The organism is Blastococcus sp. SYSU DS0533 (genome assembly GCF_054050775.1).
This window is the reverse complement of record NZ_JBJGZZ010000009.1, coordinates 51041-76647: the sequence shown is the minus strand read 5'-3', so window position 1 is coordinate 76647 and position 25607 is coordinate 51041. Positions and strand designations below refer to the sequence as shown.

At 74.1% G+C, this 25607-nt stretch carries 20 protein-coding genes and 1 tRNA gene; 14 read left to right on the top strand and 7 right to left on the bottom strand.

Going from position 1 to position 25607, the window contains the following annotated elements:
* Positions 1 to 190: 190 nt before the first annotated feature.
* Together ACI79W_RS12540 and ACI79W_RS12535 are read right to left on the bottom strand one after the other, a co-directional pair.
* Positions 191 to 2254, bottom strand: a complete 2064-nt coding sequence (locus ACI79W_RS12540; protein ID WP_456562412.1) for an acyl-CoA dehydrogenase family protein — start codon at positions 2252 to 2254, stop codon at positions 191 to 193.
* Entirely contained in the window at positions 2251 to 3012 is a 762-nt protein-coding gene (locus tag ACI79W_RS12535) for a TetR family transcriptional regulator (protein ID WP_456562411.1), read from the bottom strand. The genes ACI79W_RS12540 and ACI79W_RS12535 overlap by 4 nt, the downstream gene beginning before the upstream one ends.
* A gap of 62 nt (positions 3013 to 3074) precedes the next feature.
* Between ACI79W_RS12535 and ACI79W_RS12530 the strand changes: the two genes are divergently transcribed.
* The 6 genes from ACI79W_RS12530 to ACI79W_RS12505 all read left to right on the top strand — a co-directional run bounded on the left by ACI79W_RS12530 (position 3075) and on the right by ACI79W_RS12505 (position 9464).
* The gene (locus tag ACI79W_RS12530; RefSeq protein WP_456562410.1) at positions 3075 to 4370 is read left to right on the top strand and encodes an acetyl-CoA C-acetyltransferase; all 1296 of its coding nucleotides are present in this window, start codon (positions 3075 to 3077) and stop codon (positions 4368 to 4370) included.
* Between the two features lie 108 nt (positions 4371 to 4478).
* Positions 4479 to 5834: a 3-oxoacyl-ACP reductase gene (locus ACI79W_RS12525; RefSeq protein ID WP_456562409.1), complete on the top strand. Its 1356-nt coding sequence runs from the start codon at positions 4479 to 4481 to the stop codon at positions 5832 to 5834.
* A gap of 1 nt (position 5835) precedes the next feature.
* The gene (locus tag ACI79W_RS12520) at positions 5836 to 6705 is read left to right on the top strand and encodes a MaoC family dehydratase (RefSeq protein ID WP_456562408.1); all 870 of its coding nucleotides are present in this window, start codon (positions 5836 to 5838) and stop codon (positions 6703 to 6705) included.
* A 14-nt stretch (positions 6706 to 6719) separates the two neighbouring features.
* The gene (locus ACI79W_RS12515; RefSeq protein ID WP_456562407.1) at positions 6720 to 7934 is read left to right on the top strand and encodes an acyl-CoA dehydrogenase family protein; all 1215 of its coding nucleotides are present in this window, start codon (positions 6720 to 6722) and stop codon (positions 7932 to 7934) included.
* A 223-nt stretch (positions 7935 to 8157) separates the two neighbouring features.
* On the top strand, positions 8158 to 9285 hold the full coding sequence (locus ACI79W_RS12510; RefSeq protein ID WP_456562406.1) for a class E sortase: 1128 nt from the start codon (positions 8158 to 8160) through the stop codon (positions 9283 to 9285).
* A gap of 20 nt (positions 9286 to 9305) precedes the next feature.
* Positions 9306 to 9464 carry a hypothetical protein gene (locus tag ACI79W_RS12505; protein WP_456562405.1) on the top strand — a complete coding sequence of 53 codons (159 nt, stop codon included), beginning with the start codon at positions 9306 to 9308 and terminating at the stop codon, positions 9462 to 9464.
* 7 nt (positions 9465 to 9471) lie between these two features.
* Here the strand turns inward: ACI79W_RS12505 and ACI79W_RS12500 are convergent, their stop codons facing one another.
* The 3 genes from ACI79W_RS12500 to ACI79W_RS12490 are packed head-to-tail and all read right to left on the bottom strand — an operon-like array spanning position 9472 to position 12754.
* Positions 9472 to 10515, bottom strand: coding sequence for a DUF1611 domain-containing protein (locus ACI79W_RS12500; protein WP_456562404.1), 1044 nt, complete (start codon positions 10513 to 10515; stop codon positions 9472 to 9474).
* Positions 10512 to 11534, bottom strand: a complete 1023-nt coding sequence (locus ACI79W_RS12495) for a dipeptide epimerase (RefSeq protein WP_456562403.1) — start codon at positions 11532 to 11534, stop codon at positions 10512 to 10514. The genes ACI79W_RS12500 and ACI79W_RS12495 overlap by 4 nt, the downstream gene beginning before the upstream one ends.
* 32 nt (positions 11535 to 11566) lie before the next feature.
* Positions 11567 to 12754 (bottom strand): hydroxymethylglutaryl-CoA reductase, encoded by a 1188-nt coding sequence (locus tag ACI79W_RS12490; protein ID WP_456562402.1) that lies wholly within the window; start codon positions 12752 to 12754, stop codon positions 11567 to 11569.
* A gap of 173 nt (positions 12755 to 12927) precedes the next feature.
* Here ACI79W_RS12490 and ACI79W_RS12485 point away from each other — a divergent pair, with 173 nt between their 5' ends.
* The 5 genes from ACI79W_RS12485 to ACI79W_RS12465 are packed head-to-tail and all read left to right on the top strand — an operon-like array spanning position 12928 to position 18533.
* A complete protein-coding gene (locus ACI79W_RS12485) occupies positions 12928 to 14457 on the top strand; it encodes an ABC transporter substrate-binding protein (RefSeq protein ID WP_456562401.1) in 1530 nt (509 codons plus the stop codon).
* Positions 14454 to 15395, top strand: coding sequence for an ABC transporter permease (locus ACI79W_RS12480; protein WP_456562497.1), 942 nt, complete (start codon positions 14454 to 14456; stop codon positions 15393 to 15395). The genes ACI79W_RS12485 and ACI79W_RS12480 overlap by 4 nt, the downstream gene beginning before the upstream one ends.
* A 48-nt stretch (positions 15396 to 15443) precedes the next feature.
* Positions 15444 to 16439: an ABC transporter permease gene (locus ACI79W_RS12475; RefSeq protein ID WP_456562400.1), complete on the top strand. Its 996-nt coding sequence runs from the start codon at positions 15444 to 15446 to the stop codon at positions 16437 to 16439.
* A complete protein-coding gene (locus ACI79W_RS12470) occupies positions 16436 to 17506 on the top strand; it encodes an ABC transporter ATP-binding protein (RefSeq protein WP_456562399.1) in 1071 nt (356 codons plus the stop codon). The genes ACI79W_RS12475 and ACI79W_RS12470 overlap by 4 nt, the downstream gene beginning before the upstream one ends.
* On the top strand, positions 17499 to 18533 hold the full coding sequence (locus ACI79W_RS12465) for an ABC transporter ATP-binding protein (protein WP_456562398.1): 1035 nt from the start codon (positions 17499 to 17501) through the stop codon (positions 18531 to 18533). The genes ACI79W_RS12470 and ACI79W_RS12465 overlap by 8 nt, the downstream gene beginning before the upstream one ends.
* Positions 18534 to 18548: 15 nt before the next feature.
* Here the strand turns inward: ACI79W_RS12465 and ACI79W_RS12460 are convergent, their stop codons facing one another.
* Positions 18549 to 19748, bottom strand: coding sequence for an MFS transporter (locus tag ACI79W_RS12460; protein WP_456562397.1), 1200 nt, complete (start codon positions 19746 to 19748; stop codon positions 18549 to 18551).
* Positions 19749 to 20089: 341 nt separating this feature from the next.
* Here ACI79W_RS12460 and ACI79W_RS12455 point away from each other — a divergent pair.
* From ACI79W_RS12455 to ACI79W_RS12445, 3 genes are all read left to right on the top strand, one after another.
* Positions 20090 to 20177: transfer RNA gene (locus ACI79W_RS12455), tRNA-Ser, on the top strand.
* 448 nt (positions 20178 to 20625) lie between these two features.
* Positions 20626 to 22890, top strand: a complete 2265-nt coding sequence (locus tag ACI79W_RS12450) for an immune inhibitor A domain-containing protein (RefSeq protein ID WP_456562396.1) — start codon at positions 20626 to 20628, stop codon at positions 22888 to 22890.
* A 265-nt stretch (positions 22891 to 23155) separates the two neighbouring features.
* Positions 23156 to 24082: a hypothetical protein gene (locus ACI79W_RS12445; protein ID WP_456562395.1), complete on the top strand. Its 927-nt coding sequence runs from the start codon at positions 23156 to 23158 to the stop codon at positions 24080 to 24082.
* A gap of 397 nt (positions 24083 to 24479) precedes the next feature.
* On the opposite strand, the gene ACI79W_RS12440 is transcribed toward ACI79W_RS12445, so the two are convergent.
* The gene (locus ACI79W_RS12440) at positions 24480 to 25601 is read right to left on the bottom strand and encodes a geranylgeranyl reductase family protein (RefSeq protein WP_456562394.1); all 1122 of its coding nucleotides are present in this window, start codon (positions 25599 to 25601) and stop codon (positions 24480 to 24482) included.
* Positions 25602 to 25607: the final 6 nt, after the last annotated feature.

Here is a 25607-nt window from a genome sequence, read left to right as displayed (position 1 = left end):
CCCGGGCAGTCGGGCTCTGCCCCGCCCGAGTGGGCAGAGCCCGACTGGCCGGCACCACCCCTGCCGGGGTCGTGACGTGCCCGGAACGGCCGCCCTGCCGGCCCCGGCCCGAGCGGTGACTCCTGGAACGGCTCCTCCGCAGGGTCCCGTCGAGAGCGTGCGAAACGGCGGGGGCAGAGGGGTTCATCGACTACTGGCCGGGCGGTACCTCGACGGCGGTCGCGGTGGCACCCGGATCGCCCGGCCGCCCGCTGCCGCCGCTCTGCGCCCGCAGCTCGGCGTCACGGGCGGCCATCGCCTCCTGCCGGCCCGGCTCCTCCTCCAGGATCGCCGCCGCCTTCCACCCGGCCGGGATGGCGAAGCCGTCGACCAGCGTGGTGATGTGCGGCCGCAGCTCCTTGAGCAGGGCGTTCACCGTGGCCGTCAGCGTCTTGGCCCGCGACGGGGTGAGCTGCCCGTGCTCGAGGAACCAGCCCTTGTCCTCCTCGATGGTGCTCAGCGCGTACAGGTCGCACAGCGTGTCGAGGAGCGCCTTGGCCGCGGGGTCGGCGGTGCGGTCGACGGCGTCCACGAACGCCTCGAGCACGATGCGGTCGATGTGCGTCCGCGCCGTCATGAGCACGTGGTCCTGGACGTCGTTGAACATGTCGAACGGGGCCATGCCGTCGGTGGTCGAGTTCTTGCGCAGCCGCCGGATCGCGCCCTCGAGCGCGTGCTTCTCGCGGAACTCGAACATCTTCAGCTGCCAGCCGCGGTCGAGCATCGGCACCTCGTCGTCGCGGCCGGGGACGGCGTCGACCAGCCGCTGGATGAGCACGCGGGCTGCCGTCCGCTCCAGCACCGTCTCCCGGACCATGTCGGCCACGAAGCCGACCCGGCCCCAGCCGTCGAGGGAGCCGAAGGCGTCGCGGTAGCCGGTGAGCAGCCCCTTGGCCACCAGCTGCAGCAGGACGGTGTTGTCGCCCTCGAAGGTGGTGAAGACGTCGGTGTCGGCCTTGAGGTGCGGCAGCCGGTTCTCCTGCAGGTAACCGGCCCCACCGCAGGCCTCGCGGCACATCTGGATGGTGCGGGTGGCGTGCCACGTCTGGGCCACCTTGAGCCCGGCGGCGCGGGACTCCAGCTCACGCTGTGCCTTCTCGTCGGCCACCTGGCCGTGCTCGTGCACCGCCGTCTGGACGTCGTGCATCGTGCTGACCAGCTCGGCCTGGGCGAAGTGCAGCGCGTAGGTCTTCGCCAGCGCCGGCAGGAGCTTGCGCTGGTGCACCAGGTAGTCGTTGATGACGATCTCGCGCTCCTCGCCGGGGGCGGCGAACTGGCGGCGCGTGTTGCCGTACCGGACGGCGATGTCGAGCGCCAGCTTGGTGGCCGATGCCGCCGAGCCGCCGACGCTCACCCGGCCGCGCACGAGCGTGCCCAGCATGGTGAAGAAGCGCCGGGTCTCGTTCTCGATGCTCGAGGTGTAGGTGCCGTCCTCGGCGACCTGGCCGTAGCGGTCGAGGAGCATGTCCCGCGGGACGGTGACGTGGTCGAAGGTGAGCCGGCCGTTGTCGACGCCGAGGAGGCCCGCCTTGGGGCCGTCGTCGCCGATGGTGACGCCCGGCACCGGGTTGCCGTGCTCGTCGCGGATCGGCACCAGCCACGCGTGCACGCCGTGGTTCACCCCCCGGGTGATCAGCTGGGCGAAGACCACCGCCATCCGGCCGTCCTTCGCGGCGTTGCCGATGTAGTCCTTGCGCGCGGCCTCGTGCGGGGTGTGCAGGTCGAACGTCTGCGTCGCCGGGTTGTAGGTGCAGGTGGTGCGCAGCTGCTGGACGTCGGATCCGTGCCCGGTCTCGGTCATGGCGAAGCAACCGGGGATGTCGTAGCTCATGATGCCGGGCAGGTAGGCCTCGTGGTGCCGGCGCGTGCCGAGCAGCTGCACGGCGCCGCCGAACAGGCCCCACTGGACGCCGGCCTTGACCATGAGGGAGAGGTCGACGAAGGCGAGCATCTCGATCGAGGTGACCGAGCCGCCGGCGTCGGCCTCGCCGCCGAACTCCTTGGGGAATCCGAGCGTGACCCGGCCGGACTCGGCCAGCTTCGCTGCCATGCGGGTCACCCGCTCCCGGGCCTCGGTCATCGACTCGCCGTAGACCGGCAGCATCTCCGGGTCGTGCAGGTTCTCGCGGGCGTCACGGCGCACGTGCGCCCAGCGGCCGTCGAGCGCCTCCTGGAGGCGGGCCGGGTCGACCGTGGGGGGCAGGGTGCTCGTCACAGGTCCTCCTTGCGGGATGCGGGGGTCACGACGCCGGAGAGTCCGGCCCAGGCGAGGTCGGTGAGGTGGGCGGCGAGCTCGCGCCGCGGCATGGGGCGCCCAGCGCGCAGCCACCAGTCGGCGGCGGCCCGGACCAGGCCGACGACGGCGTGGCCCCAGGGCGCGGCGGCGACCGGGTCGCGGCCGGCCCGGTCGAGCGCGGCGGCGAGGACGGCGGCCGCCTGCTCGCCGACGAGGTCGGAGAGGCCGGTGATCGGGTCGTCGGCGTCGGACGGGCCCGGTGGGGTGTGGACCACGAAGCGGTAGAGCTCGGGGTCGGCCTCCAGGAACGCCAGGTAGGCCTCGACGGCGGCGCCGAGCATGTCGCGCGGCTGGTCGGAGCTGTCCATCGCGGCGCGCAGCGTCGGGACCAGCTGCTCGGCGACCCGGGTGCAGACGGCGACGTGCAGGTCGCTGCGGTCGGCGAAGTGCCGGTAGACGACGGTCTTGCTGGTGCCGGCCACCGCGGCGATCTCGTCCATGCCCACGCCGGCGCCGTGCCGGCCGACCGCGATCACCGCCGCGTCGACCAGCGCCGCCCGGCGGGCGCGGCGGTGTTCGTCCCACCGGGAATCGCGCCGGTCGCGGGGAGCGGCCGCGCGGGCGGCGGCCGACCCCGACCGGTGCTCGGCGCGCCCCTGGGCGTCCCCGCCGGTCTGCCGCCGGCGGTCCGTCCCGGCAGCCGTCCGCGGCGACGGGTCCCTCGCCTCGAGTTTCACGGCACCGACGGTACCGGGTACTGTCGGTACCGGCCACCCACCACCCCACTCCGGAGGTCCCCATGGCTGAGAGCGCGAAGTCCGCGATGCGCCGCGCGGCGATCGTCGGCGGCAACCGGATCCCGTTCGCCCGGTCGAACTCCGCCTACGCCCAGGCGTCGAACCAGGACATGCTCACCGCCACGCTCGACGGGCTGGTTGCGCGGTTCGGGCTGCAGGGCGAGTCGGTGGGGGAGGTCGTCGCCGGCGCCGTCCTCAAGCACGCACGCGACTTCAACCTCACCCGGGAGGCGGTGCTGGGCTCGAAGCTCGCGCCGACCACACCGGCCTACGACGTGCAGCAGGCCTGCGGCACGGGGCTCGAGGCCGCCGTCCTCGTCGCCAACAAGATCGCGCTGGGTCAGATCGAGTCCGGCATCGCCGGCGGGGTCGACACGACCTCCGACGCCCCGCTCGCGGTCGGCGACGACCTGCGCCGCACCCTGATCTCGCTGAACAACGCCAGGACCGTGGGTGACCGCCTCAAGGCGCTGGCGCGCATCCGCCCCGGCCAGCTGGTGCCCGAGATTCCCCGCAACGCCGAGCCGCGCACCGGCCTGGCGATGGGCGACCACGCCGCGATCACCGCGGCCGAGTGGGAGATCGGCCGGGAGGAGCAGGACGAGCTCGCCGCGCGGTCGCACCAGCGCATGGCCGCGGCCTACGACCGCGGCTTCTTCGACGACCTGGTGACGCCCTTCCTCGGGCTCGCCCGCGACAACAACCTGCGCCCCGACTCCAGCGTGGAGAAGCTCGCGAGGCTCAAGCCGGTGTTCGGCACGGGGGAGGGGGCCACGATGACGGCGGGCAACTCCACGCCGCTCACCGACGGAGCGTCGGCCGTGCTGCTGGCCTCCGACGAGTGGGCCGAGGCGAAGGGGCTGCCGGTGCTCGCGCACCTGGTGGACGCGCAGACCGCCGCCGTCGACTACGTGCACGGCGGCGAGGGGCTGCTCATGGCGCCGGTCTACGCGGTGCCGGTGATGCTGGCCCGCAATGGCCTCACCCTGCAGGACTTCGACTTCTACGAGATCCACGAGGCGTTCGCGTCCACCGTGCTCGCGACGATGAAGGCATGGGAGGACGCGGCGTTCTGCAAGGAGAAGCTGGGCCTGGACGCGCCGCTGGGCTCCATCGACCGGGCCAAGCTGAACGTCAACGGCTCGTCGCTGGCGGCCGGGCACCCCTTCGCCGCGACCGGCGGGCGCATCGTGGCGAGCCTGGCGAAGATGCTGCACGAGGCCGGGCCGGGCAAGCGCGGGCTGATCTCCATCTGCGCTGCCGGCGGCCAGGGCGTCGTCGCGGTCCTCGAGTCCTGATCCCCTCCCGGCGTCCTGTGCACGCAACGCCCCCCTCGGGAGGCGACGCCCGGACCCCTGTCCGGCGTCATGTGCGCATAGCGCCCGTATCGGAAGGAAGACCCCCCAGTGGCTGACTGGTACACGAACTTCGCCAACTCCGGCATCGGCACGACGATCACCAAGCAGTTGGGCCTCCCACGACCCGTGGAGCTGCGCCGGTACGAGCCCGGGGAGCCACTGCTCCCCGGCCCGGTGGTGGTCGGCTCGGCCGGCGCGGGACGGCTCCGCGACACCGCCACCGCCGTCCTGCGGGACGCCGGGGTGACCGTGCAGTCGCCGGTGACCGCCGACGGCGCGACCGACGGCGAGAAGCTGGGCGCGGTGGTGCTCGACGCGAGCGGGCTCACCGGCCCCGGCGACCTGGCGAGCGCGCACGACTTCCTCGCGCCGGCGATCAAGCGGCTGCGCGCCTCGGGCCGGGTGCTGGTCCTCGCCGACCCGCCGGCGGGCGCCGCCACCCCGGCGCAGGCCGCGGCGCGCCAGGCGGTGGACGGCCTGGTCCGCTCCATCGGCAAGGAGCTCCTGAACGGGTCGACGGCGAACGCCCTCTTCGTGCCCGAGGGCGCCGAGGCCTCGCTCGCCGCGCCGCTGCGCTTCTTCCTCTCCGGCCGCTCCGCGTACGTCGACGGGCAGCTGCTCACCCTCTCGGCGGCGGACGTCCCCCTGAACCCGGAAGAGGAGGCCCCGCTGGCCGGCAAGGTCGCCGTCGTCACGGGTGCCGCGCGCGGCATCGGCGCCGCCATCGCCGAGGTGCTCGCCCGAGACGGCGCCCACGTGGTGGCGGTCGACGTGCCCGCCGCCGGCGACAAGCTGGCCGAGGTGGCCAACCGGATCAGCGGGACGGCGCTGCAGCTGGACATCACCGCGGCCGACGCTCCGCAGCGGCTGGTCGAGCACCTGCGGGAGCGGCACGGCGGTGTCGACGTCGTCGTGCACAACGCCGGCATCACCCGCGACAAGCTGCTGGTGAACATGGACGCCACGCGGTGGAACACCGTCATGGCGGTCAACCTGCAGGCGCAGCTGGACATCACCCAGGGGCTGCTGGACGCCGACGGGCTGCTCCGGGACGGCGCGCGCGTCGTCTGCGTCTCCTCGCAGTCGGGCATCGCGGGCAACCGCGGCCAGACCAACTACGCCGCCAGCAAGGCCGGCGTCATCGGCATGGTGCGGGCCTGGGCGCCGGAGTTCGCGGCGCGCGGCGCCACCATCAACGCGGTTGCACCGGGCTTCATCGTCACCGAGATGACCGCGAGGATGCCCTTCGGCACCCGGGAGATCGGGTCGCGGATCAACTCGCTGCAGCAGGGCGGGCTGCCGGCCGACGTCGCGGAGACGATCGCCTGGCTGGCGCAGCCGGCCAGCGCCGGGGTCAACGGCCAGACCGTCCGGGTCTGCGGCCAGTCCATGCTGGGGGCCTGAGGTGGTCGATTCCTCCGCCGAGCGGACCGTCCTCGAGCAGCCGCCGAACATGGCGGCGCTCTTCGCGAAGGCCGCCCTCACCGCGCGCGGTCGGGGTGGGGAGCTGCCCGGCACCCGGCTCGCGCGCACCGGCGTGACGGTCGACCCGGCCGACCTCGCCGGGTACGCCCGAGTCTGCCGGTTCCTCCTGGCCGACGCGCTGCCGGCGACCTACCCGCACGTGCTCGCCTTCCCGCTGCAGCTCGCGCTGATGAGCGACCGCGTGTTCCCGCTGGCCCTGCCGGGACTGGTGCACGTGCGCAACCGCATCGACGTGCTGCGCCCGATCGCCACGACCGAGACGCTGGACCTCGAGGTCTGGGCCGAGCGGTTCGCCCGGCACCGCGGCGGGGCGACGGTCCACCTGTGCGCGTCGGTGCGGTCGGCCGGCGCCGAGGTGTGGCGATCGCGGTCGACGTACCTGGCGCGCGGCGCGAGGGCACCCGAGGGCGCACCGGATTCCGATGTGACGGTGGCGGTGGGCGACCTCGACCGTGCGGTGGCCACCTGGCGGGTGCCCGAGGACGCCGGCCGCCGCTACGCCAAGGTCTCCGGCGACGTGAACCCGATCCACCTCTCGGGGTTGACCGCCAAGGCGTTCGGCTTCAAGCGGGCGATCGCCCACGGCATGTGGGTCAAGGCGCGGGTGCTGGCGGCGCTGGACAACCGGCTGCCCGAGGTTTTCACCGTCGACGTCGCCTTCCGCAAGCCACTGTTCCTGCCCTCGACCGTCACCCTGTCGACGGCGCGGGCCGGCGAGGGCTGGGACGCCGCGGTCCGCAACGCGAGGAGCGGAACCGAGCACCTCGTGGCCACCATCCGCCCGCACTGAGCCGAGGAGCCCGCATGCCCGTGTCGTTCGACCTCACCGAGGACCAGGTCGAGCTGCAGAAGTGGGTGCACGAGTTCGCCGCCGGCGTCGTGCGCCCCGCCGCGGCCGGGTACGACGAGCGGGAGGCATTCCCGTGGGAGGTCCTGCAGGAGGCGGCCGAGATCGGGCTCTACTCGCTGGACTTCTTCGCCACCCAGTGGTTCGACGAGTCCGGCCTCGGCATCCCGATCACCATGGAGGAGCTCTTCTGGGGTGACGCCGGCATCGGGCTGGCCATCGTCGGGACCACCCTGGCGGCCGCCTCGGTGCGGGCCAACGGCACCGACGAGCAGGTCGGGCAGTGGATCCCGGCGATGTTCGGGACCGAGGCCGAGCCCAAGGTGGCGGCCTTCTGCTCCAGCGAGCCCGACGCCGGCTCCGACGTCGGGGCGATGCGCACCCGGGCCGTCTACGACGAGGCGGCCGACGAGTGGGTGCTGACCGGCACCAAGACCTGGGCCACCAACGGCGGGATCGCCGACGTCCACGTGGTCACCGCCGTCGTCGACCCGGAGCTCAGGGCCCGCGGGCACGCGAGCTTCGTCGTCCCGCCGGGGACGAAGGGCATCTCGCAGGGGCAGAAGTTCCTCAAGCACGGCATCCGCGCCTCGCACACCGCCGAGGTGGTGCTCGACGGCTGCCGCATCCCCGGCGACTGCCTGCTCGGCGGCCGCGAGAGGCTCGAGGAGCGGCTCGCCCGGGCCCGGGAGGGGGTGAAGAGCGGCCGCACCCAGCCATCGATGGCCACCTTCGAGCGCACCCGGCCGGCCGTCGGTGCGCAGGCGGTCGGGGTGGCGCGCGCCGCCTACGACTACGCGCTGGACTACGCCAAGCAGCGGGTGCAGTTCGGACGGCCGATCATCGAGAACCAGGCGATCGCCTTTCAGCTCGCCGACATGCGGACGCGGATCGACGCCGCCCGGCTCCTGGTGTGGCGCGCCGCGTGGATGGCCCGCAACGGCCGGCAGTTCACCGCCGCCGAGGGCTCGATGTCCAAGCTGGTCGCCGGGGAGACGGCGGTGCGGGTGACCGAGCAGGCGATGCAGATCCTCGGCGGGAACGGCTACACCCGCGACTACCCCGTCGAGCGGATGGCGCGGGACGCGAAGATCTACACCATCTTCGAGGGGACGTCGGAGATCCAGCGGCTGGTCATCGCCCGCACGATCTCGGGCGTGCACGTGCGCTGACCCCGCGCGACGGGTGGCCCACCCGGGGCGGACGGCCGGTGGTAGCTGGTCCGCGGGAGTCGGGCTCTGCCCACACAGGCGGGGCAGAGCCCGACTGCCGCCGAACCATGGTGGCGTCGGCGATCCCGGCGCGTCGCATCACGCAGCGCACTCGTTCCGTCACATACCATCTGCCCGGCGTGTCAAGGGCGTTCGCCGTAGGCCGACGACCAGGGGGCACGGTATGGACCCGGACCCGGACCGGGGTCGGCGCGAGGACGACACCCGCCCGACGCAGCGGTGGGACCGCGTTGCCGAGCCGGACGTGCTGCCGGTCGCGGGCCTCCCGCCGGTGCCGCCGGTAGCCGGTCGCGCGGATGCGTCGCGGCAGGGGACGTCGGCGGCCACGGGTGGCGGACCCACGAGCACCATCGCCGACGAGTTCCCGGCCGAGCCGCAGTGGGGCCAGCGTCCGTGGGACGACGGGCCGTGGGACGAGCACTGGGACGAGCTCGCCGCGGACGACGGGACCTGGGACGACCTCTCCTCGGACACCGGCTCGCACGACACCGGCACGTACGCGGGCTCCTGGGACGACGACTCATGGGACGACGACGTCGAGGAGCCGGCCGGTCCGCCCCGGCGCCGCGAGCCCCGCTGGCAGGCGGCCGCTCGCGGGCTCGGTGAACTGATGGTCACCGCCGGCCTGGTCCTGCTGCTCTTCGTCGTCTACGAGGTCTACGTCACCGACCTGCTCGCCGAGCGCCGCCAGGACCAGCTCAGCAGCGAGCTGCAGGAGCAGTGGGCGGACGCCCCCGCCGACGCCGGCCTGGTCGAGGTCGAGATCGGTGACGCCTTCGGCGTCCTCCGCATCCCGCGCCTGGGCGAGGACTACGCCCGCGTGATCCTCGAGGGCACCACCGAGCGGGAGCTCTCGCAGGGGCCCGGTCACTACGCCGACACCGCGATGCCGGGGGAGCCCGGCAACGTCGCCCTGGCCGGCCACCGCGTCGGCAAGGGGTCGCCCTTCCTCGAGCTGGACGCGATGCGCCCCGGTGACCCCATCGTCGTGGAGACGGTCGACACCTGGTTCGTCTACCGCGTGCTCGGCGACCCGGCGACCGGCGACCTCGAGGCCGACCCCAGCGGCATCCCCGGCCAGCAGATCGTGCTCCCGTCCGACGTGTCGGTGATCGCGCCGACGCCGAACGCCGACCCCTCGGTCGGGTCGACCGGCTCCTACCTCACGCTCACGACCTGCCACCCGCGCTTCTCCGCGCGGGAGCGGCTGATCGTCCACGCGCGGCTCGACGGCGCGGGCATCCCCAAGTCGGAGATGCCCGACGGCCCGCCGGCGCTGCGCGAGGGCTGACCCGGACCTCGGAGGACCGCATGTACGGCTGGATCTGGCGGCACCTGCCCGGCGGCAGGGGCCTGAAGGCGGCGCAGTCGCTCGTGCTCGCGCTCGCCGTCTGCGCCCTGCTGCTCTTCGTCGTCTTCCCGTGGCTGGAGCCGCAGCTGCCGTGGAACGACGTCACCGTCGGCGGCTGAGCTCGCCTCACCCCGGGTCCAGCGCCGCGAGCACGGCGTCGAGCACCCGCCCGGCCCCGGAGCGGACGACGTCGTCGGTGACCAGCCCGGTCTCCGCCGCCGCGTCGTCCACGGCCCGCTGCGCGGCGGCGTCGTCGAGCCCCGCGGTGTTCAGCGCGACGGCGGCGACCCGGGCCGGGTGCACCCAGCCCGCGGCCTGCTCGTAACCGCGGACGATCTCCGGCAGCGGGGGCAGGGCCGTGCCGGGGTAGTCGGCGATCGCGGTGCGCCCGGCCCGGTGGCACAGCACCAGCGCGTCCGCCGACGACCCGTGCAGCAGGCCGAGGGTCACGCCCGAGTAGGCCGGGTGGTGGATCGAGCCCTGGCCCTCCAGCCAGAGCAGGTCGCCGCGCGCGGCGCCCTCCCGCACCAGGCGGTCGGCGGCGCCGGCGACGAAGTCGGAGATCACGTGGTCGACGGCCATGCCCCAGCCCGCGATGGCGACGCCGGTCTGCCCGGTGGCCACGAACACCGAGCTCAGCCCCCGGTCCCGCGCGGCCCGGTCCAGCTCCAGGACGACGCTCATCTTCCCGATCGCGCAGTCCGACCCGACCGTGTGCACGACCCGCGCCCCGACCGGCCCGGGGAGCGGGACGCCGAGGTCGTCCGGCACCGCGCGCAGGTCCCGGATCCCGACGCCGGAAGCCCGTGCCGCGGCCGCGAGCTCCGGGTCGGCGCGGAGGTCGGTGTGCAGCCCCGCCTCGACGTGCATGCCCAGCCGCAGGGCGGTCAGCAGCTCCTCCCGCCAGGCGTCCGTCAGCCGGCCGCCCAGCGGCGCGACGCCGAGCAGCACCGTCGTCGCGCCGAGCTCCCGGGCGGCCGCGACGTCGGCGACCACGGGGGCGGGGGAGCCGCAGAAGGGGGCGACGTCGACCGCGCGCTGCCCGGTGTGCGCCGCGTCGACCACGCACACCACCTCGCGCGTCCCGTAGCGCAGCACCCCGTGGGCGGTCTTGGCGTAGGACTCGGCGAGCTGGCCGCCGGTGAGCACGGCGAGGCGCTCGCCGCTCACGCCGCGGCCCCGGCCGGCTCGACGCCCAGACCCGCCGCGTCGGGCAGCACCACCCGCCCCGCATCCAGCCCCAGCCCGGTGAAGGGCTCGTCCGCGACCAGCAGGTGGGCGTCGAGGTCGACCAGGTCGGCCAGCGGGCCGAGCTGGGCGGCCTGGGCGATGCCGAGCTGCGACTCGATCATGCAGCCGAGCATGACCTGCAGGTCCAGTGCGGCGGCCGCGGCCAGCATCCGCTGCGCCTCCCGGATGCCCCCGCACTTGGCCAGCTTGACCACGATGCCGTCCGTGTACCCGGCGACGGCGGGCACCGACGCGAGGTCCCTGCACCCCTCGTCCACGAAGACCGGCAGCCGGTCGGGCAGGTCGCGGTACCGGGCGAAGGAGTCCAGGTCGGCCGCGGGGAACGGCTGCTCGATCATCTCCACCCCCAGCTCGCGCAGGCGGGGCAGCAGCTCCCGGGCCTGCTCGAAGCTCCATCCCTCGTTGCCGTCGATCCGCAGCCGGGCCCCGGTGATCGAGCGGATCGCCTCCAGCCGCTCCAGGTCCGCGGGGCCGCCGACCTTCACCTTGTAGACCTCGAAGCCGGGTGCACGGCGGACGCGCGCGATCGTCTCCTCGACCGGCGCCATCCCGATGGTGAAGCTGGTCGGCGGCAGCACCCCGTCGAGGCCCAGCAGCCGCCACACCGGCTGGCCGTAGCGGCGGCCCACCCAGTCGTGCGCCGCGCCGTCGAGCGCCATCTTCGCCCCCTGCGGCCCGTCCCAGGCGCGCAGCCGCCGGGCGATGCCCTCGAGGTCGCGCAGGTCCCCGCCCAGCAGCGCCCGCCCGTCCGCGGCGACGGCGTCGGCCATCCCGGTCACGGACTCCCCCCAGTAGGCCACCGGCGCTCCCTCGCCGCGCCCGCGGACGCCGCCGTCGTCCACCTCGACGACGAGCACCTCCTCGGTGTCCACCGACGAGCGGGCGATGGTGAACGTGTCGCGCAGGTGCAGCGTCAGGGGGCGGCAGGTGAGCTCCACCCGGGCAGTCTCGTGGCCGGGGCGGCCCGCGGCTACCGGTTGCGCCCGAGGGCGTCGTGGCTGGTGACCCAGTCGCCGGCCAGGATCGCCGAGGTCAGCGAGATGTCACCGGCCAGCACCACCCCCGCGCAGATCTCGGCGAACTTCTGCACCTTGTCCCTGCCGTAGCAGCCGAGCACCTCGAGGCACTCCCGCTGGGTGGGCAGCCCGGTCCCCCCGCCGTAGGTGGCCACGATGAGCGAGGTGAGCGTCGTCGACCAGTAGTAGTCGCCGTTCTCCAGGAGCTGGGTGTAGGTGACGCCGGAGTGCGACTCGGCGACGTTGGCGGCGTCCTGCCCGGTGGCGATGAACATCGCCGTCAGCCCGTTGGCGGCGTGCGCTCCGTTGTAGGCCGCACCGGACATGAAGGCGCCGGCCATGCCGACCTGCCGGTACTCGAAGAGCTGCCGGGTGCCGACACCGGTGAGCCGCCGCAGGACCTCGTCGGGGATCGTCACCTCGGCGACAACGCGCTTCCCGCGCGTCATCAGCATGTTGATCTGCGAGTGCTTCTTGTCGGTGTCGATCGCACCGGAGAGGACGTAGCGCGGGTGGTCGGGGTGGTTCTCGCGGATCCACTCGCACGCGGCGAGGGTCGCCTTGCCGGTCATGTTCTGTCCGGCGGCGTCCCCGGTGGTGTAGTTGACGCGCAGGTACCGCAGCGGGCCGATCTGGTGCTGGCCGATGTAGGTGAGCTTCCCCGAGCGGGTCGTGGCCTCGGCCGCCGCCCGGATGCCGTCGACGTTCTCCTCCACCCAGCGGCCGAACTCCCGGGCCGCGAGTGCGTCGTCGAACATGAACGCGGGGGCGCGCTGCATGTGGTCGTCGACGACGGTGGTCCGCGCGCCGCCGCACTCGGCGATCACCCGCATCCCGCGGTTGTAGCTGGCCACCAGCGTGCCCTCGGTCGTGGCCATCGGCACGAAGAAGTCGCCCCGGGCGTGCTCGCCGCGCAGCGTGAGCGGCCCGGCCAGGCCGAGGGGGACCTGGGCGACGCCGGTGAAGTTCTCGATGTTGCCCGGGAGGACGGCGGGGTCGAGGGAGTAGCGGCTGACGTGGTCGAGCCCCGCGCCGGTCTGCTCGGCGACGAAGGCCTGCCGCTTGTGCGCCATCTCGTCGGTGTAGTCGTGCTCCCGGTCGCGGGGGATGCGGGCGCGGTGCGAGGGCTGGACATCGGTCATGGGACACCTCGGCAGGACGACGGTCGGGTCTTCGATTGTGAGCTGGATCACCCATCGCCGCGCGTCCAGTGCCGGGTCTCGAACCGGCAACGATCTCCGGGGCCCGAGTCGCCAACCTGCGGGTACGGGAGCAAGGTCGGGGTGGACCACCTGCCCCGACCTCGGAGGTTCCCGTGCGGACGACCCGAATGATCTCCCTGGGCGCCGTCGGTGCGCTCGCCCTCAGCGCCTGCAGCGGCGGTGGCGAGAGCGTCGACACCGGCGGGGGTGGCGGCGGGGGCGACGGCGACGTGCTGGTGGCCGCGGTCAGCGCCCAGCCCGACCAGTTCGACCCGCACGTGACCAGCGCCTACCCGAGCTTCCAGGTGCTGGAGAACGTCTACGACACCCTCGTCGTCCCGAACGCCCAGGACCTGACGATGGAGCCGAGTCTGGCCACCGACTGGGAGGTCAGCGAGGACGGCCTGACCTGGACGTTCAACCTGCGCGAGGGCGTCACCTTCCACGACGGCAGCGAGTTCGACGCGGCCGACGTCGTCTACTCCTACAACCGGATCATCGACGAGGAGCTGAACAACGCCTACCGGTTCGCCACCGTCGAGAGCGTGGAGGCCGTCGACCCGCAGACCGTCGAGATCACCGTCAGCCAGCCGACGCCCAACCTGCCGGCGCTGATCGGCGCCTTCAAGGGCATGGCGATCCTCCCCGAGGGCGCCGCGGAGGAGTACGACCTGACCACCGAGGCGGTCGGCACCGGGCCCTTCACGCTGGAGAGCTCGGACGCCAGCAGCACCGAGCTCGTCGCGTACGAGGACTACTGGGGCGGCGCGCCGAGCATCGGCGGGGTCGAGTTCCGCTACATCACCGAGCCGGCCGCCGCGCTGACCGCGCTGCAGAACGGCGAGGTGCAGTGGACCGACAACATCCCGCCGCAGCAGATCGAGTCGCTCGAGGGCGACGACGCCGTGGAGCTGGCCACCACGCCCAGCGTCGACTACTGGTACATGAGCATGAACTACGCCCGGGAGCCGTTCGGCAACCCGCTCGTGCGGCAGGCGATCGCCACCGCGGTCGACCGGGGCGCGGTCACCGAGGCGGCCCGCTTCGGGGCGGCGCAGCCCAACCAGACCGCCATCCCCGAGGACAGCTTCTACTACTACGACTACGCGCCGTTCGAGCCCAGCGTCGAGGAGGCGCAGGCGCTGATCGAGCAGGCCGGCGTCCAGACCCCCATCACCATGGGGCTGATGGTCACCGACGAGTTCCCCGAGACCGTCACCGCCGCCCAGGTCATCGCCAGCCAGCTGGAGCCCATCGGCATCAACGTGGACGTGCAGACGGTGGACTTCGCGACCTGGCTGGACCGGCAGGCGCAGGGCGACTTCGACGCCTTCATGCTCGGCTGGCTGGGCAACATCGACCCGTTCGACTTCTACCACGCCCAGCACATCACCGACGGCTCCAGCAACTACCAGGGCTACAGCAACCCGCAGGTCGACGAGCTGCTCACCCAGGCGTCCACGGAGACCGACGAGGACACCCGCAAGGAGCTCTACGACCAGGCCGCCAAGCTGATCGTGGACGACGTGTCCTACCTGTACCTGTACAACCCCGACGTCGTGCAGGCCTGGGCGCCGGGGCTCTCCGGCTACGAGATCCGCGCCGACAAGGCGATCAACTTCGAAGGCGTGGAGCTGCCCTGACCGGCTACGTCCTCCGGCGGATCGGCCAGTCCGCGGTCGTCCTCGCCGGGGTCAGCGTCATCGTGTTCGGCCTGGTGCACCTGGTACCGGGCGATCCGGTGCGGCTCGCGCTGGGCACGCGGTTCTCCCAGGAGAGCTACGACGCCCTGCGCGAGCGGTCCGGGCTGGACCAGCCGCTCGTCGAGCAGTTCTTCGGCTGGTTCGGCCGGGCGCTCACCGGCGACCTGGGGGTGAGCTTCCGCAGCGGCGAGACGGTGACCTCCCTGATCGCCGAGCGGCTGCCGGCCACGCTGACGCTGGCGTTCGCCTCGATCCTCGTGGCCCTGCTCATCGCCGTCCCGCTGGGCACGGTCTCGGCGCTGCGGCCGCGGTCGCTGGTCGACCGGGTGGCCACCGTGATCAGCCAGTTCGGCATCTCGGTGCCCGACTTCTGGATGGGCATCGTGCTCATCCTGGTGTTCGCCGGGACGCTGGGCTGGCTGCCCTCGGGCGGCTACGTCCCGCTCACCGAGGACCCGGGTGCCTGGTTCCAGCGGCTGCTCATGCCGGCGCTGGTCACCGGGGTCGTCTCCGGTTCGGTGATCACCCGGTTCGTCCGGTCCAGCGTGCTCGAGGCGCTCGGCGCCGACCACGTGCGGACGGCGCAGGCCAAGGGGCTGGGCACCCGGCAGGTGTTCACCTGGCACGTGCTGCGCAACGCCCTGCTGCCGCTGGTCACGGTGACCGGCGTGCAGCTGGCGTACCTGCTCTCGGGGGTGGTCGTCGTCGAGATCGTCTTCTCGTGGCCGGGGCTGGGGCAGCTCGCGCTGCAGGCGGTCCAGGCGCGCGACTACCCGGTGCTCCAGGGGGCGATCCTGCTGTTCGCGCTGGTCTTCCTGGTGATCAACCTCGTCGTCGACCTGCTCTACTCCGCCATCGACCCCCGGATCCGCCGATGACACACAGCCGAGTCCTGCTGCCATGACACACAGCCGAGTCCTGCTGCCATGACCGGCGCTCCCGTCCCCGAGCCGGGCAACTCCCCGGACACCCCTGCGGGTGCCCCGGGCACGCCCCCGGCCGCCACGCTGCGCCCGGCCCGCCCGCGCTGGCGGGAGACGCTGAGCCTGCTGGCGCGCAACCCGACCGCGGCGATCGCCTCGGTGGTGCTGCTGCTGATCGTGGTCGTGGCCGTCTTCGACGACACCCTCGCCCCGGAGGGTGCCAACGAGATCTCGGTGACCGACCGGCTCCAGCCGCCGAGCTGGGAGCACCCGTTCGGCACCGACGACCTCGGCCGCGACATCCTGAGCCGGGTGATCCTGGGCGCCTCGGTGTCGCTGCGGGTGGGGTTCCTCGCGGTGGGCTTCGCGCTCGTCGTCGGCACCGCCATCGGCCTGCTCGCCGGCTACTACGGCAAGTGGGTCGACGACGTCCTCATGCGGTTCATGGACATGCTGTTCGCGTTCCCGGCCGTGCTGCTCGCGATCGCCGTCCTCGCCGTCCGGGGGCCCGGGTCGGGCAACACCGCGCTGGCCATCGGCATCGTCTACACGCCGATCTTCGCCCGGGTCACCCGCGCCAGCGTGCTCGGCGTGCGCGAGGAGGTGTACGTGCGGGCGTCCCGGTCGGTCGGGGCCTCGGACTGGCGGATCCTGACCCGCCACATCCTGCCCAACGCCGCGCCGCCGATCATCGTGCAGACCTCGATCAGCCTGGCGTTCGCGGTGCTGGCCGAGGCGGCGCTGTCGTTCCTCGGCCTGGGCACGCAACCGCCGAACCCGTCGTGGGGGCTGATGCTCGCCGAGGGGCGCGGCTTCATCGAGCTGGCCTGGTGGCTGGCGTTCTTCCCGGGGATGGCGATCTTCCTGACCGTGCTCTGCTTCAACCTGCTCGGCGACGGGCTCCGCGACGTGCTCGACCCGCGCCAGCGCACCCAGATGGCCGGTGGCTCCCGTTCCGCGGGGGTGGCGGCCGCCGCCGAGACCGGGGGGAACGCGTGACCGCGCCGGTGCTGGAGGTCGAGGACCTGCGGGTGCGGCTGCGCACCCCGCGCGGGCCGGCCGACGTCGTCAACGGGCTGAGCTACACCGTGGGCGCGGGGGAGACCGTGGCCGTCGTCGGGGAGTCGGGCAGCGGCAAGAGCGTCTCGGTGCTGGCGCTGCTGGGCCTGCTGCCCGCCCGGGTGGCCACGGTGACCGGCCGGGCCGTGCTGCAGGGGGAGGACCTGCTCACCATGCCGCCCGAGCGGCTGCGCCAGGTGCGCGGCCCGGGCGCCGGCATGGTGTTCCAGGACCCGATGACCTCGCTGAACCCGGTCCTCACCATCGGCCGGCAGCTGGTCGAGGGCATCCGGGCGCACGGCGACGTCTCCAAGCAGGCGGCGCGCGAGCGGGCGGCGGACCTGCTGCGCGAGGTCGGCCTGCCCGACCCGGAGCGGGCGCTGGACCGCTACCCGCACGAGCTGTCGGGCGGCATGCGCCAGCGGGTGGTCATCGCGATCGCGCTCAGCAACTCCCCCTCGCTGCTCATCGCCGACGAGGCGACGACGGCGCTGGACGTGACGGTGCAGGCGCAGATCATCGACCTGGTCGAGAAGCTCCAGGCCGAGCACGGCACCGGCGTCATCTGGATCACCCACGACCTCGGTGTCGTCGCCGGCATCGCGGACCGTGTGCTGGTCATGTACGGCGGCCGGTGCGTCGAGGACGGCACGGTCGACGACGTCCTGGAGCGCCCGGCGCACCCGTACACCCGTGGGCTGCTCGGCTCGCTGCCCGACCTGGCCGCGCCGGTCGGCCCCGACGGCGAGGTGCCCGAGCTGACGGCCGTTCCCGGGCTGCCGCCCCCGCCCACCGACCTGCCGCCCGGGTGCGTCTTCTGGCCGCGCTGCCCCGTGCGGGCCGATCCGCGCTGCGAGACCGAGCAGCCGCCGCTCGCGATCGTCTCCCGCGCCGCCGCGGCCGGGCCGGGCGGCGCCACCGCCTCCGGCGCGCACGGGGGCGACGGCGGGGGGCTGCCGCACCGGGCGGCGACCTGGTGCGCCGAAGGGGAGGTGTCCCGTGGCTGACGACGTCCTGGTCTCCGCCCGCGGGCTGGAGGTGCACTTCCCGATCCGCGGTCAGGGGCGCGGCAAGGCCGCGCGCGTCCTGCGCGCCGTCGACGGGGTGGACCTGGACATCCTGCGGGGGGAGGCCCTCGGACTGGTGGGGGAGTCCGGCTGCGGGAAGTCCACGCTGGGCAACGCGCTGCTGCGGCTGGTCCCGCCGACCGGGGGGAGCGTCACCTTCGACGGCACCGACGTCACCTCGCTGGACCGCCGCGGGCTCAAGGAGATGCGCCGCCGGGCCGGGATGGTGTTCCAGGACCCGTTCGCCTCGCTCGACCCGCGGCGCACGGTCGCCCAGACCGTCAGCGAGCCGCTGGAGGTGCACGGCCTCCGCTCGGGCAAGCGGGAGCGGGCCACCCGCGTGGGGGAGCTGCTGGAGCTCGTCGGCCTGGACCCGGCGGTGGCCGGGCGGTACCCGCACGAGTTCTCGGGTGGTCAGCGCCAGCGCGTCGGCATCGCCCGCGCGCTGGCCGGCGAACCGGACTTCCTGGTGTGCGACGAGGCGATCGCCTCCCTCGATGTCAGCGTGCAGGCCCAGGTGCTCAACCTGCTGCGCCGGCTGCAGCGGCAGCTGGGGCTCACGCTGCTGTTCATCTCGCACGACCTCTCCGCCGTGCGGCACATCTCCGACCGGATCGCCGTCATGTACCTGGGGCGGATCGTCGAGATCGGGCCGGCCGCGGCCGTGGGCAGCGACCCGCAGATGCCTTACACGCAGGCGCTGCTCTCGGCGGTGCCCGTGCCGCACCCGGCGAAGGAGCGGGCGCGGGAGCGGATCGTGCTGCGCGGCGACGTCCCCTCGCCGTCCGACGTCCCCTCGGGCTGCCGGTTCCGCACCCGTTGCCCGTACGTGTTCGAGCCCTGCGACGACGTCGACCCGGCCCTCCAGCCGGCCGGCGCCCCCGGTCAGCTGGCGGCCTGCCACCTGCACGGCGTCGAGGGCACGCCGGTCACCCGCACCCCCGAGGGCGTCACCGCCGACCCCTGACGCCGTCCGCCCCGCTCAGACGGACTCGCCGACGAGCCGGGGGCGGGCGGCGGCCAGGCCGACCGCGAGCTGGGTGACCACGACGCCGAGCAGCAGCCAGAGCCCGGGTGCCCACGCGCCGGTCGCCTCGTGCAGCAGTCCCACGGCCAGGGGGCCGGTCGCGGCCACCAGGTAGCCCACGCTCTGCGCGGACGCCGAGAGCCGGCCGGTCTGCCCGACGTCGCGGGTGCGCTGCAGGATCAGCGCCATCGCCAGCGGGAAGGCGATGCCGGTACCGGCGCCCCAGAGCAGCGTCCACAGCAGCGGGGCGGCCGTGGGGGCGAGCAGCAGGCCGGTGATGCCGGCGACCACCGGCAGCGTGCCGGCCAGCACCCAGCCGGCCTGGCCCGGGCGGCGTGCGGCCAGCGGGGGGACGAGGAGCGACGCGGGTACCCCCAGCGCGGCGGCGAGCGCCAGCAGCCCGCCGGCGGCGACCGACGAGACACCTGCCTCGGCCTCCAGCACCTCGGCCAGCCAGGTGAGCATCGCGTAGAACGACAGCGACTGGAGCCCGAAGAAGAGCGTCACCGCCAGCGCCACGCGATCGCGCAGAACGGCGGTGCGGGCGCCCGCCGGGGCCGCCGGTGGGGGCGGCACCGCCCGGCGCGCCCCGGTGAGCGCAGCGATCCCGACCAGCGCGGCCAGCACCGGCACCACCCACAGCAGCAGGCCGGTGACGGCGCTGCCGCCCAGCGCGGCCAGCGGCTGGGCGAGCCCCGCGCCGATGCCGGCCGAGCCCGCCATGGCGGCGACGACCATCCCGAGCACCACGGCGCTGCGGTTGCCGTACTCCGCGCGGGCCGCGGCCGGCAGGAGCACGTTGGCGACGGCGACGCCGCCGGTGAGCAGGACCGTGCCGACGAAGAGCCCCGGTACGCCGGCGAGCCGGAGCACGATGCCGGCGGCCAGCGCCAGGACGCCGAGCAGCACCGCCCGGTGCACCCCCAGCCGGGCGGCCAGGGCCGGTGCGAACGGCGAGACCAGCCCGAAGCAGACCAGCGGCAGCGCGGTGACCACCGCCAGGGCGCCGGTGGAGAGGGTGAGCTCGTCGCCGAGCTCGGCCAGCAGGGGGCCGACGGCGGCGAACGGCGCACGCAGGCACAGCGCGACGAGCACGAGGGCGGCGGCGGGCAGGGCCAGCCGCCAGGCGGTGCGCCGGGTGACGGGCGCGCTCACGAGGCGGCGCGTGGCGTGGCGGGAGGGAGGTGCCCGGGGGTGGTCGTGGGCGACCGGTCGGCGACGGCGGACATCACGGTCATGGTGCTCCTGCGCGGAGCGCGCCGTGCAGCCGGCTCCGGCGCCGGCCCGACCCGCACCCGGCGCCGGCACCGGCCGCGCCCGACTTCCCGGAAGACGGCCTTCGAGGGACGGTGCGGGCCCGGTGTCCGCGACGTCGGGAGGCCGGCGGGCGACGTCGGGGCCACGCCGACCGGCGACCGCACCCCCGGCCGGCACCGGGTGGCGACCGCGGCCCGGCAACGCGTGCGCCGCGCGACGCACTAGCCTCGACGGCGCCAGGAGGGCTCGCCTAGTGGCCGATGGCGGCGGTCTTGAAAACCGCTAAGAGGTAACCCCTCTTCGTGGGTTCGAATCCCACGCCCTCCGCTCTGCGGCGCCGCAGGACGTCCCGGACACAGGGTGGTGGGTCCGGGCGTCCGGCGCGCGCCCGCCCGGGTCGACCGGAGCGCCGCGCTGACCAGCCGGGGCCACGTCCCGCGCGGGGTCGGTCGAGCCGCCGCGCCCGCCCGGCCGACGCGTACCGAGAAGTCGCCCGAGAGGTGCCGTGGATCTCAGATCGGCGCGTCGTGTCCCATGTGCTGGGACGCCCGCCAGCCTTCTCCCAGGTTTCCCGGACCGTTTCGCAAGCGTGAAGAAGCAGGTCGCCCCGGGAGTCCGCGACCGCGGACCGCGTTCCCGTGCGTGACCGGTCCGTACCGCTCTGTGGACAGAGTTGCGAGGCTCACCTAACGTCCCGGCCGACCGCCCGCGAGGGCCGCCGGTGGCTCCCCGCCGGTCGGCTGGACGGTCTTCCTCTGACCCAGGAGACGCATCCTTGAAGAGAGCTCTGGCCGTCGTCGCCGGCGCCGCCCTGGTCATGGCGGTCCCCGTGACGGCTTCCGCCGCACCCCCCGCTGAAGACGCCCCCGCGACGCCTCAGCGCGCGCACGACCTGCCCAACCCGCTCGCCGAGACGCAGCAGCAGCTGCGCGCCGAGGCGCTCGAGCAGGTGCTCACCGGGCAGGCCACGCCGCGTGGCAACAACAAGGTCGTGGAGGTCGCCCGCGGCCGCTACGTCGAGCTGGCCCAGGAGGACAGCGACGCGATCTGGACCGTCCTCGGCGAGTTCAGCGACCTGCCGCACAACTCGATCCCCGCGCCCAAGCGGTCCGTGGACAACACCACCATCTGGACCGAGGACTTCTCGCAGGGCTACTTCGACAACCTGCTCTACAACTCCGCCCCGGGCGTGAACTCCGTGGCGAACTTCTACGAGCAGCTCTCCTCGGGCCGCTACACCGTCACCGGTGAGGTCGAGGACTGGGTGCAGGTGCCGGGCACCGGCGCCTCCTACGGCGACAACGACCTGGGCGACAGCGCCGTCTGGGCCTTCATCAACGACTCGACGACCGCCTGGTACGAGGGTCAGCTCGCGTCCGGGCAGACCCCGGAGCAGATCGACGAGTACCTCTCGCAGTTCGACGTCTGGGACCGCTACGACTCCGACGGCGACGGCAACTTCGACGAGGCCGACGGCTACATCGACCACTTCCAGGCCGTGCACTCCGGTGAGGGCGAGGAGGTCGGTGGCGGCGTCCTCGGCGACGACGCCATCTGGAGCCACCGCTGGTACAACCAGACCAACCGGATCGGTGCCGCCGGGCCCACGGTCGACGGCGCGGTCAACCCGCTCGGCGGCGCGCCGGTCGGCGGGTCGAAGTACTGGATCGGTGACTACACCGTCGAGCCCGAGAACGGCGGCGTCGGCGTCTTCGCGCACGAGTTCGGCCACGACCTCGGTCTGCCCGACCTCTACGACACCTCGGGCAACAGCGGCGGCGCGGAGAACAGCACCGCCTTCTGGACGCTGATGAGCTCCGGCTCCTACGGCAACTCCGGCCGCCCCGAGGACGGCATCGGCACCCAGCCGATCCACATGGGCGCCTGGGAGAAGCTGCAGCTGGGCTGGCTGAACTACGAGGTCGTGGCCCCCGGTGCGAGCGCCGACCTGCGCCTCGGCCCGTCGGCCTACAACTCCAAGGAGAACCAGGCCGCCGTCGTCGTCCTCCCCGAGAAGGAGGTCACCACCCAGATCGGCACGCCGTTCGAGGGTGAGGACTTCTGGTACTCGGGCTCGGGCGACAACCTCGACCACAGCATGCTGGCCGCCAAGCCCGCCGGCGCCGGCGAGCTGACCGCCAAGGTCAACTACCAGATCGAGCAGGACTGGGACTACGCCTACGCGGTCTACTCCACCGACGGCGGGAACACCCTCACCTCGATCCCGACGAACCTGTCGACGACGACCGACCCCAACGGCCAGAACTTCGGCCAGGGCATCACCGGCAGCACCGGTGGTGAGTGGGTCGACCTCACGGCGAGCCTGGCGGACGTGCCCGACGGTGCGCTGGTCGGCTTCCGCTACTGGACCGACGGTGCCGCCACCGAGCCCGGCCTGCAGGTCGACGCCGTGGCGATCGACGACGCCCCGGTGACGGAGTGGACCCTGGACGGCTTCGAGGTCACCACCGGCACGACCACGAACTCGCACTTCAACGCCTACATCCTCGAGAACCGGGCCTACACCGGTTACGACACGGGCCTGAAGACGGGGCCGTACAACTTCGGCGACCCGCGTCGGCCGAACTGGGTGGAGCACTTCCCGTACCAGGACGGTCTGCTGATCAGCTACTGGAACACCCAGTACAGCGACAACAACGTCGGTGCCCACCCCGGCGCCGGCCTGGTCCTCCCGGTCGACGCCCACCCGGGCCTGCTCTACGAGCCGACCGACGACGAGGGCGAGGACCGCACCGACGGCGAGAGCTGGCGGCCGCGCGTCCAGTCCTACGACTCCACCTTCGGGCTGCAGCCGACCGACAAGATCACGCTGCACGACCCGGACACCGGCGTGGGCCAGAAGGTCGGTGGCCTGCCGGCCGTCCCGACCTTCGACGACACGCTCGACTGGTGGGTCGCGCCGGGCGAGCAGCCCGACGCCAACGGCTGGACGGGCGTCGACGTGCCGAAGACCGGCACGACGATCACCGTCACCGGGATGAGCGCGCAGGGCGCCCTCATGCAGGTGCGGGTCAACTGACCCGCTAGCGCACCACGCGAACGGCCCGCCGGCACCCGCCGGCGGGCCGTTCCGCGTCCCGGGCACGCCCTCGCACCCGCCACCCGCGCGACATGCCGGTCGGTTGCCAGCAGCAGCGCGACCGAGGTCGCCTGCGGCACATACGCCCAGGTCAGCGGCTTCCGTGTCGACATGGCGGTGACCCGGGGGAGGGGTGACCGGACGGTGGCGGGGCCGGTCGCAACGATCAGGTGACGGGCGTTCCCGAGCCATGTCCGAGCCGCCGATGAGCAGGTCGGTGCGCCGTAACTTCTCCCGTGATCGCGGCACCTTCCCCGGCCGCGACGCGCGCACGGAGGAGTCCCCGGTGATCATGGGCACGATGCTGCTGTGGCCGGCCGCGACGCTGCTGGGCTTCCTGCTCTGCACCGCGGTCGTGGTCGCGCTCGGCGCCAGCTCGACCGCCCGGTACGAGCACGCCCGGGCCGCCGCCGGCGAGCAGGCCCAGCGTGCGGCGGCGCGCGCCTCGGGCACCCACCCGGCCGGCCGCCGGGTCGCCGCCGCCCCCTCCGGCGGCGGGCAGGCGCAGCCGCAGGCGGTCGCCGTCGCCGTCCGGCCCGCCGAGGCCCCGGCCCGCGCGGCCGTCGCCGCCCCGGGTGCCGCGCACGCCTGGTGGCTCGTCGACGAGGCCGCGCAGGTGCTGGCCGGTCCGTTCGACGACCGCATCGACGCCGACTGGGCCGCGCTGGCCGGCGAGCTCCCGGCGGTCTCGGTCTTCGGTGCTCCGCGCCCCGACGGCAGCATCGCCCCCCGGCCCTCCCCGGCGGACCGGGCCTGGCTGGCCGAGCTCGGCGACCAGCTCGATCGGCTCCCCGAGGACTGGGACGCGCTGCTCACCGACACCGACCCGCTGACCACCCTCGTCGTGGAGGTCGCCGCGGCGCTCGTCGAGGCGGGGCTGCCCCTCCACGACGCCGCGGGAGCGGGCACCGCCGGCGGGGTCTGCCTCGTGCCCGATACCGGCTCCTGCGGTGTCCTGGTCAGCTGGCGCACCCACGACCGGATGGGCGTGCAGCTCTCGCGGGGCGACGCGGCCGTGGAGGCGGTGCAGGAGCTCATGGACGCCGCCCTGGCCGACACGCTGGCCGAGCTGGGGTTCGTCGTGCAGACCTTCGGCGCCTCGGGTGTCCCCCTGGTGACGGCGCTGCGCTGACCGGGCCGGACGGCGTGCCGGGGGCACCCGTCGGGGCGGCGCGCTCAGGTACCGACGGGCCCGTGCCGGTGCAGGGGAGTCGGCCTTCCCGTCCTCCCTCCGAGCGCGCGACCCCCGTGCCGCCGCGCGAACGGCGGCGACCGTGCTGGCGGTCGGCGCGGCGGTGCTGACCGGGCGGGAGCCTTCGTCACCCTGGCGGTCGCGGGGGTGGTCATGCTCTTCCACTCCCAGCCGGTCGCGGCGGCCATCACCGACTCGGTCTTCTCCGGCTCGATCCTGGCCGTCCTCGGCGTGCTGCGGTGAGCGACCTCCGCGAGCTCTGCTCCTCCGCCGACGTCGCCCCCTACGCCGCCGAGCGCGGTGACCGGGGGCGCGTCGAGGTGGCGCTCGCCGCGGACTACGGCCGGGGCAGGTGGCGCGCCGCTCCGGCGAGCGCCCGCAGGGTGAGCCGGCCGTCGGCCAGCCCGAGCCGCACCACGTCGTCGAACACCTCCTGCCGCGCCCCGGCCGAGCGCAGCACCGCGTCCATCAACGCCGCGCGGCGGCTCAGCCACGACGCCGTCGAGGAGTGCCGCAGGTGCCGGCCGAGGCGGCGGCCCAGCGCCCGCCGGTAGGTGGCGCCGGCCTCCGCCCCCGCCCCCGCGGCCGCACCGGCGAGCGCGCCCGACAGCGTCGCGTAGAAGATGCCTTCGCCGGTGAGCGGGTTGACCAGCGCGGTGGCGTCCCCGGCCAGCAGCACCCGCCCGTCGGGCTGCCGCGGCCGCCCGGTGCTCAGCGGCAGCCGGTGGGCGCGCAGCCCGTCGGGCGCGACGCCGGGCAGCAGCCGGCGCAACCCCTCCTCCAGGCCGGCCCGGCTCGCCCCGCCGGAGACCAGCTCGCCGTACCCGACGTTGGCCCGCCCGTCGCCGACGGGGAAGGACCAGGCGTATGCCGGCCAGCGCTGGTCGGTGGTGGTGATGACCTGCACCCCCGCCTGCCCCGGCGGCTCGGGGGCGTAGCCGCGCAGCGCCACGGCGAGCTCGTCGGGTGCGTTGCGGCGCACCCGCAGCGCCCGCCGGACCACCGACTCCGCGCCGTCGGCCCCGATCAGCACCCCGGCGGTGAGGGAACCGTCCACCTCGACGCCGTCCGGGTGCGCCACCACCTGCCGCACCTGCCGGCGGCGGAGCACCGCCCCCGCCTCCTGGGCGGCCGCGACGAGCCGGGCGTCGAGCACCACCCGGGGGATGACGTGCGAGGGGCGCTCGGTGGCCCGCTCGACCGTGGTCCCGCGCGGCGAGGTGAGCCGCAGCCGCGGGATCGCGGGGAAACCGTCGGTGACGGTGGCCGGGTCCACCCCCAGCCCGGCGAGGACGTCCAGCGCCTCGGCCGCGATGCCGTCGCCGCAGACCTTGTCGCGGGGGAACTCCGCCCGGTCGAGCACCAGGACGCGGGCCGCCGGATCGGCCTGCCGGGCGGCCAGGGCGGCAGCGGCGCCGGCCGGGCCCCCTCCGACGACGACGACGTCCCAGTGCTCCACCCGCCC

Coding starts and splice junctions, on each gene's coding strand:
- ACI79W_RS12490 (WP_456562402.1), bottom strand. CDS start 12,754: ATGACCGATGTCCAGCCCTCGCACCGCGCCCGCATCCCCCGCGACCGG.
- ACI79W_RS12505 (WP_456562405.1), top strand. CDS start 9,306: ATGTACGGCTGGATCTGGCGGCACCTGCCCGGCGGCAGGGGCCTGAAG.
- ACI79W_RS12445 (WP_456562395.1), top strand. CDS start 23,156: ATGAGCAGGTCGGTGCGCCGTAACTTCTCCCGTGATCGCGGCACCTTC.
- ACI79W_RS12530 (WP_456562410.1), top strand. CDS start 3,075: ATGGCTGAGAGCGCGAAGTCCGCGATGCGCCGCGCGGCGATCGTCGGC.
- ACI79W_RS12515 (WP_456562407.1), top strand. CDS start 6,720: ATGCCCGTGTCGTTCGACCTCACCGAGGACCAGGTCGAGCTGCAGAAG.
- ACI79W_RS12510 (WP_456562406.1), top strand. CDS start 8,158: ATGGACCCGGACCCGGACCGGGGTCGGCGCGAGGACGACACCCGCCCG.
- ACI79W_RS12475 (WP_456562400.1), top strand. CDS start 15,444: ATGACCGGCGCTCCCGTCCCCGAGCCGGGCAACTCCCCGGACACCCCT.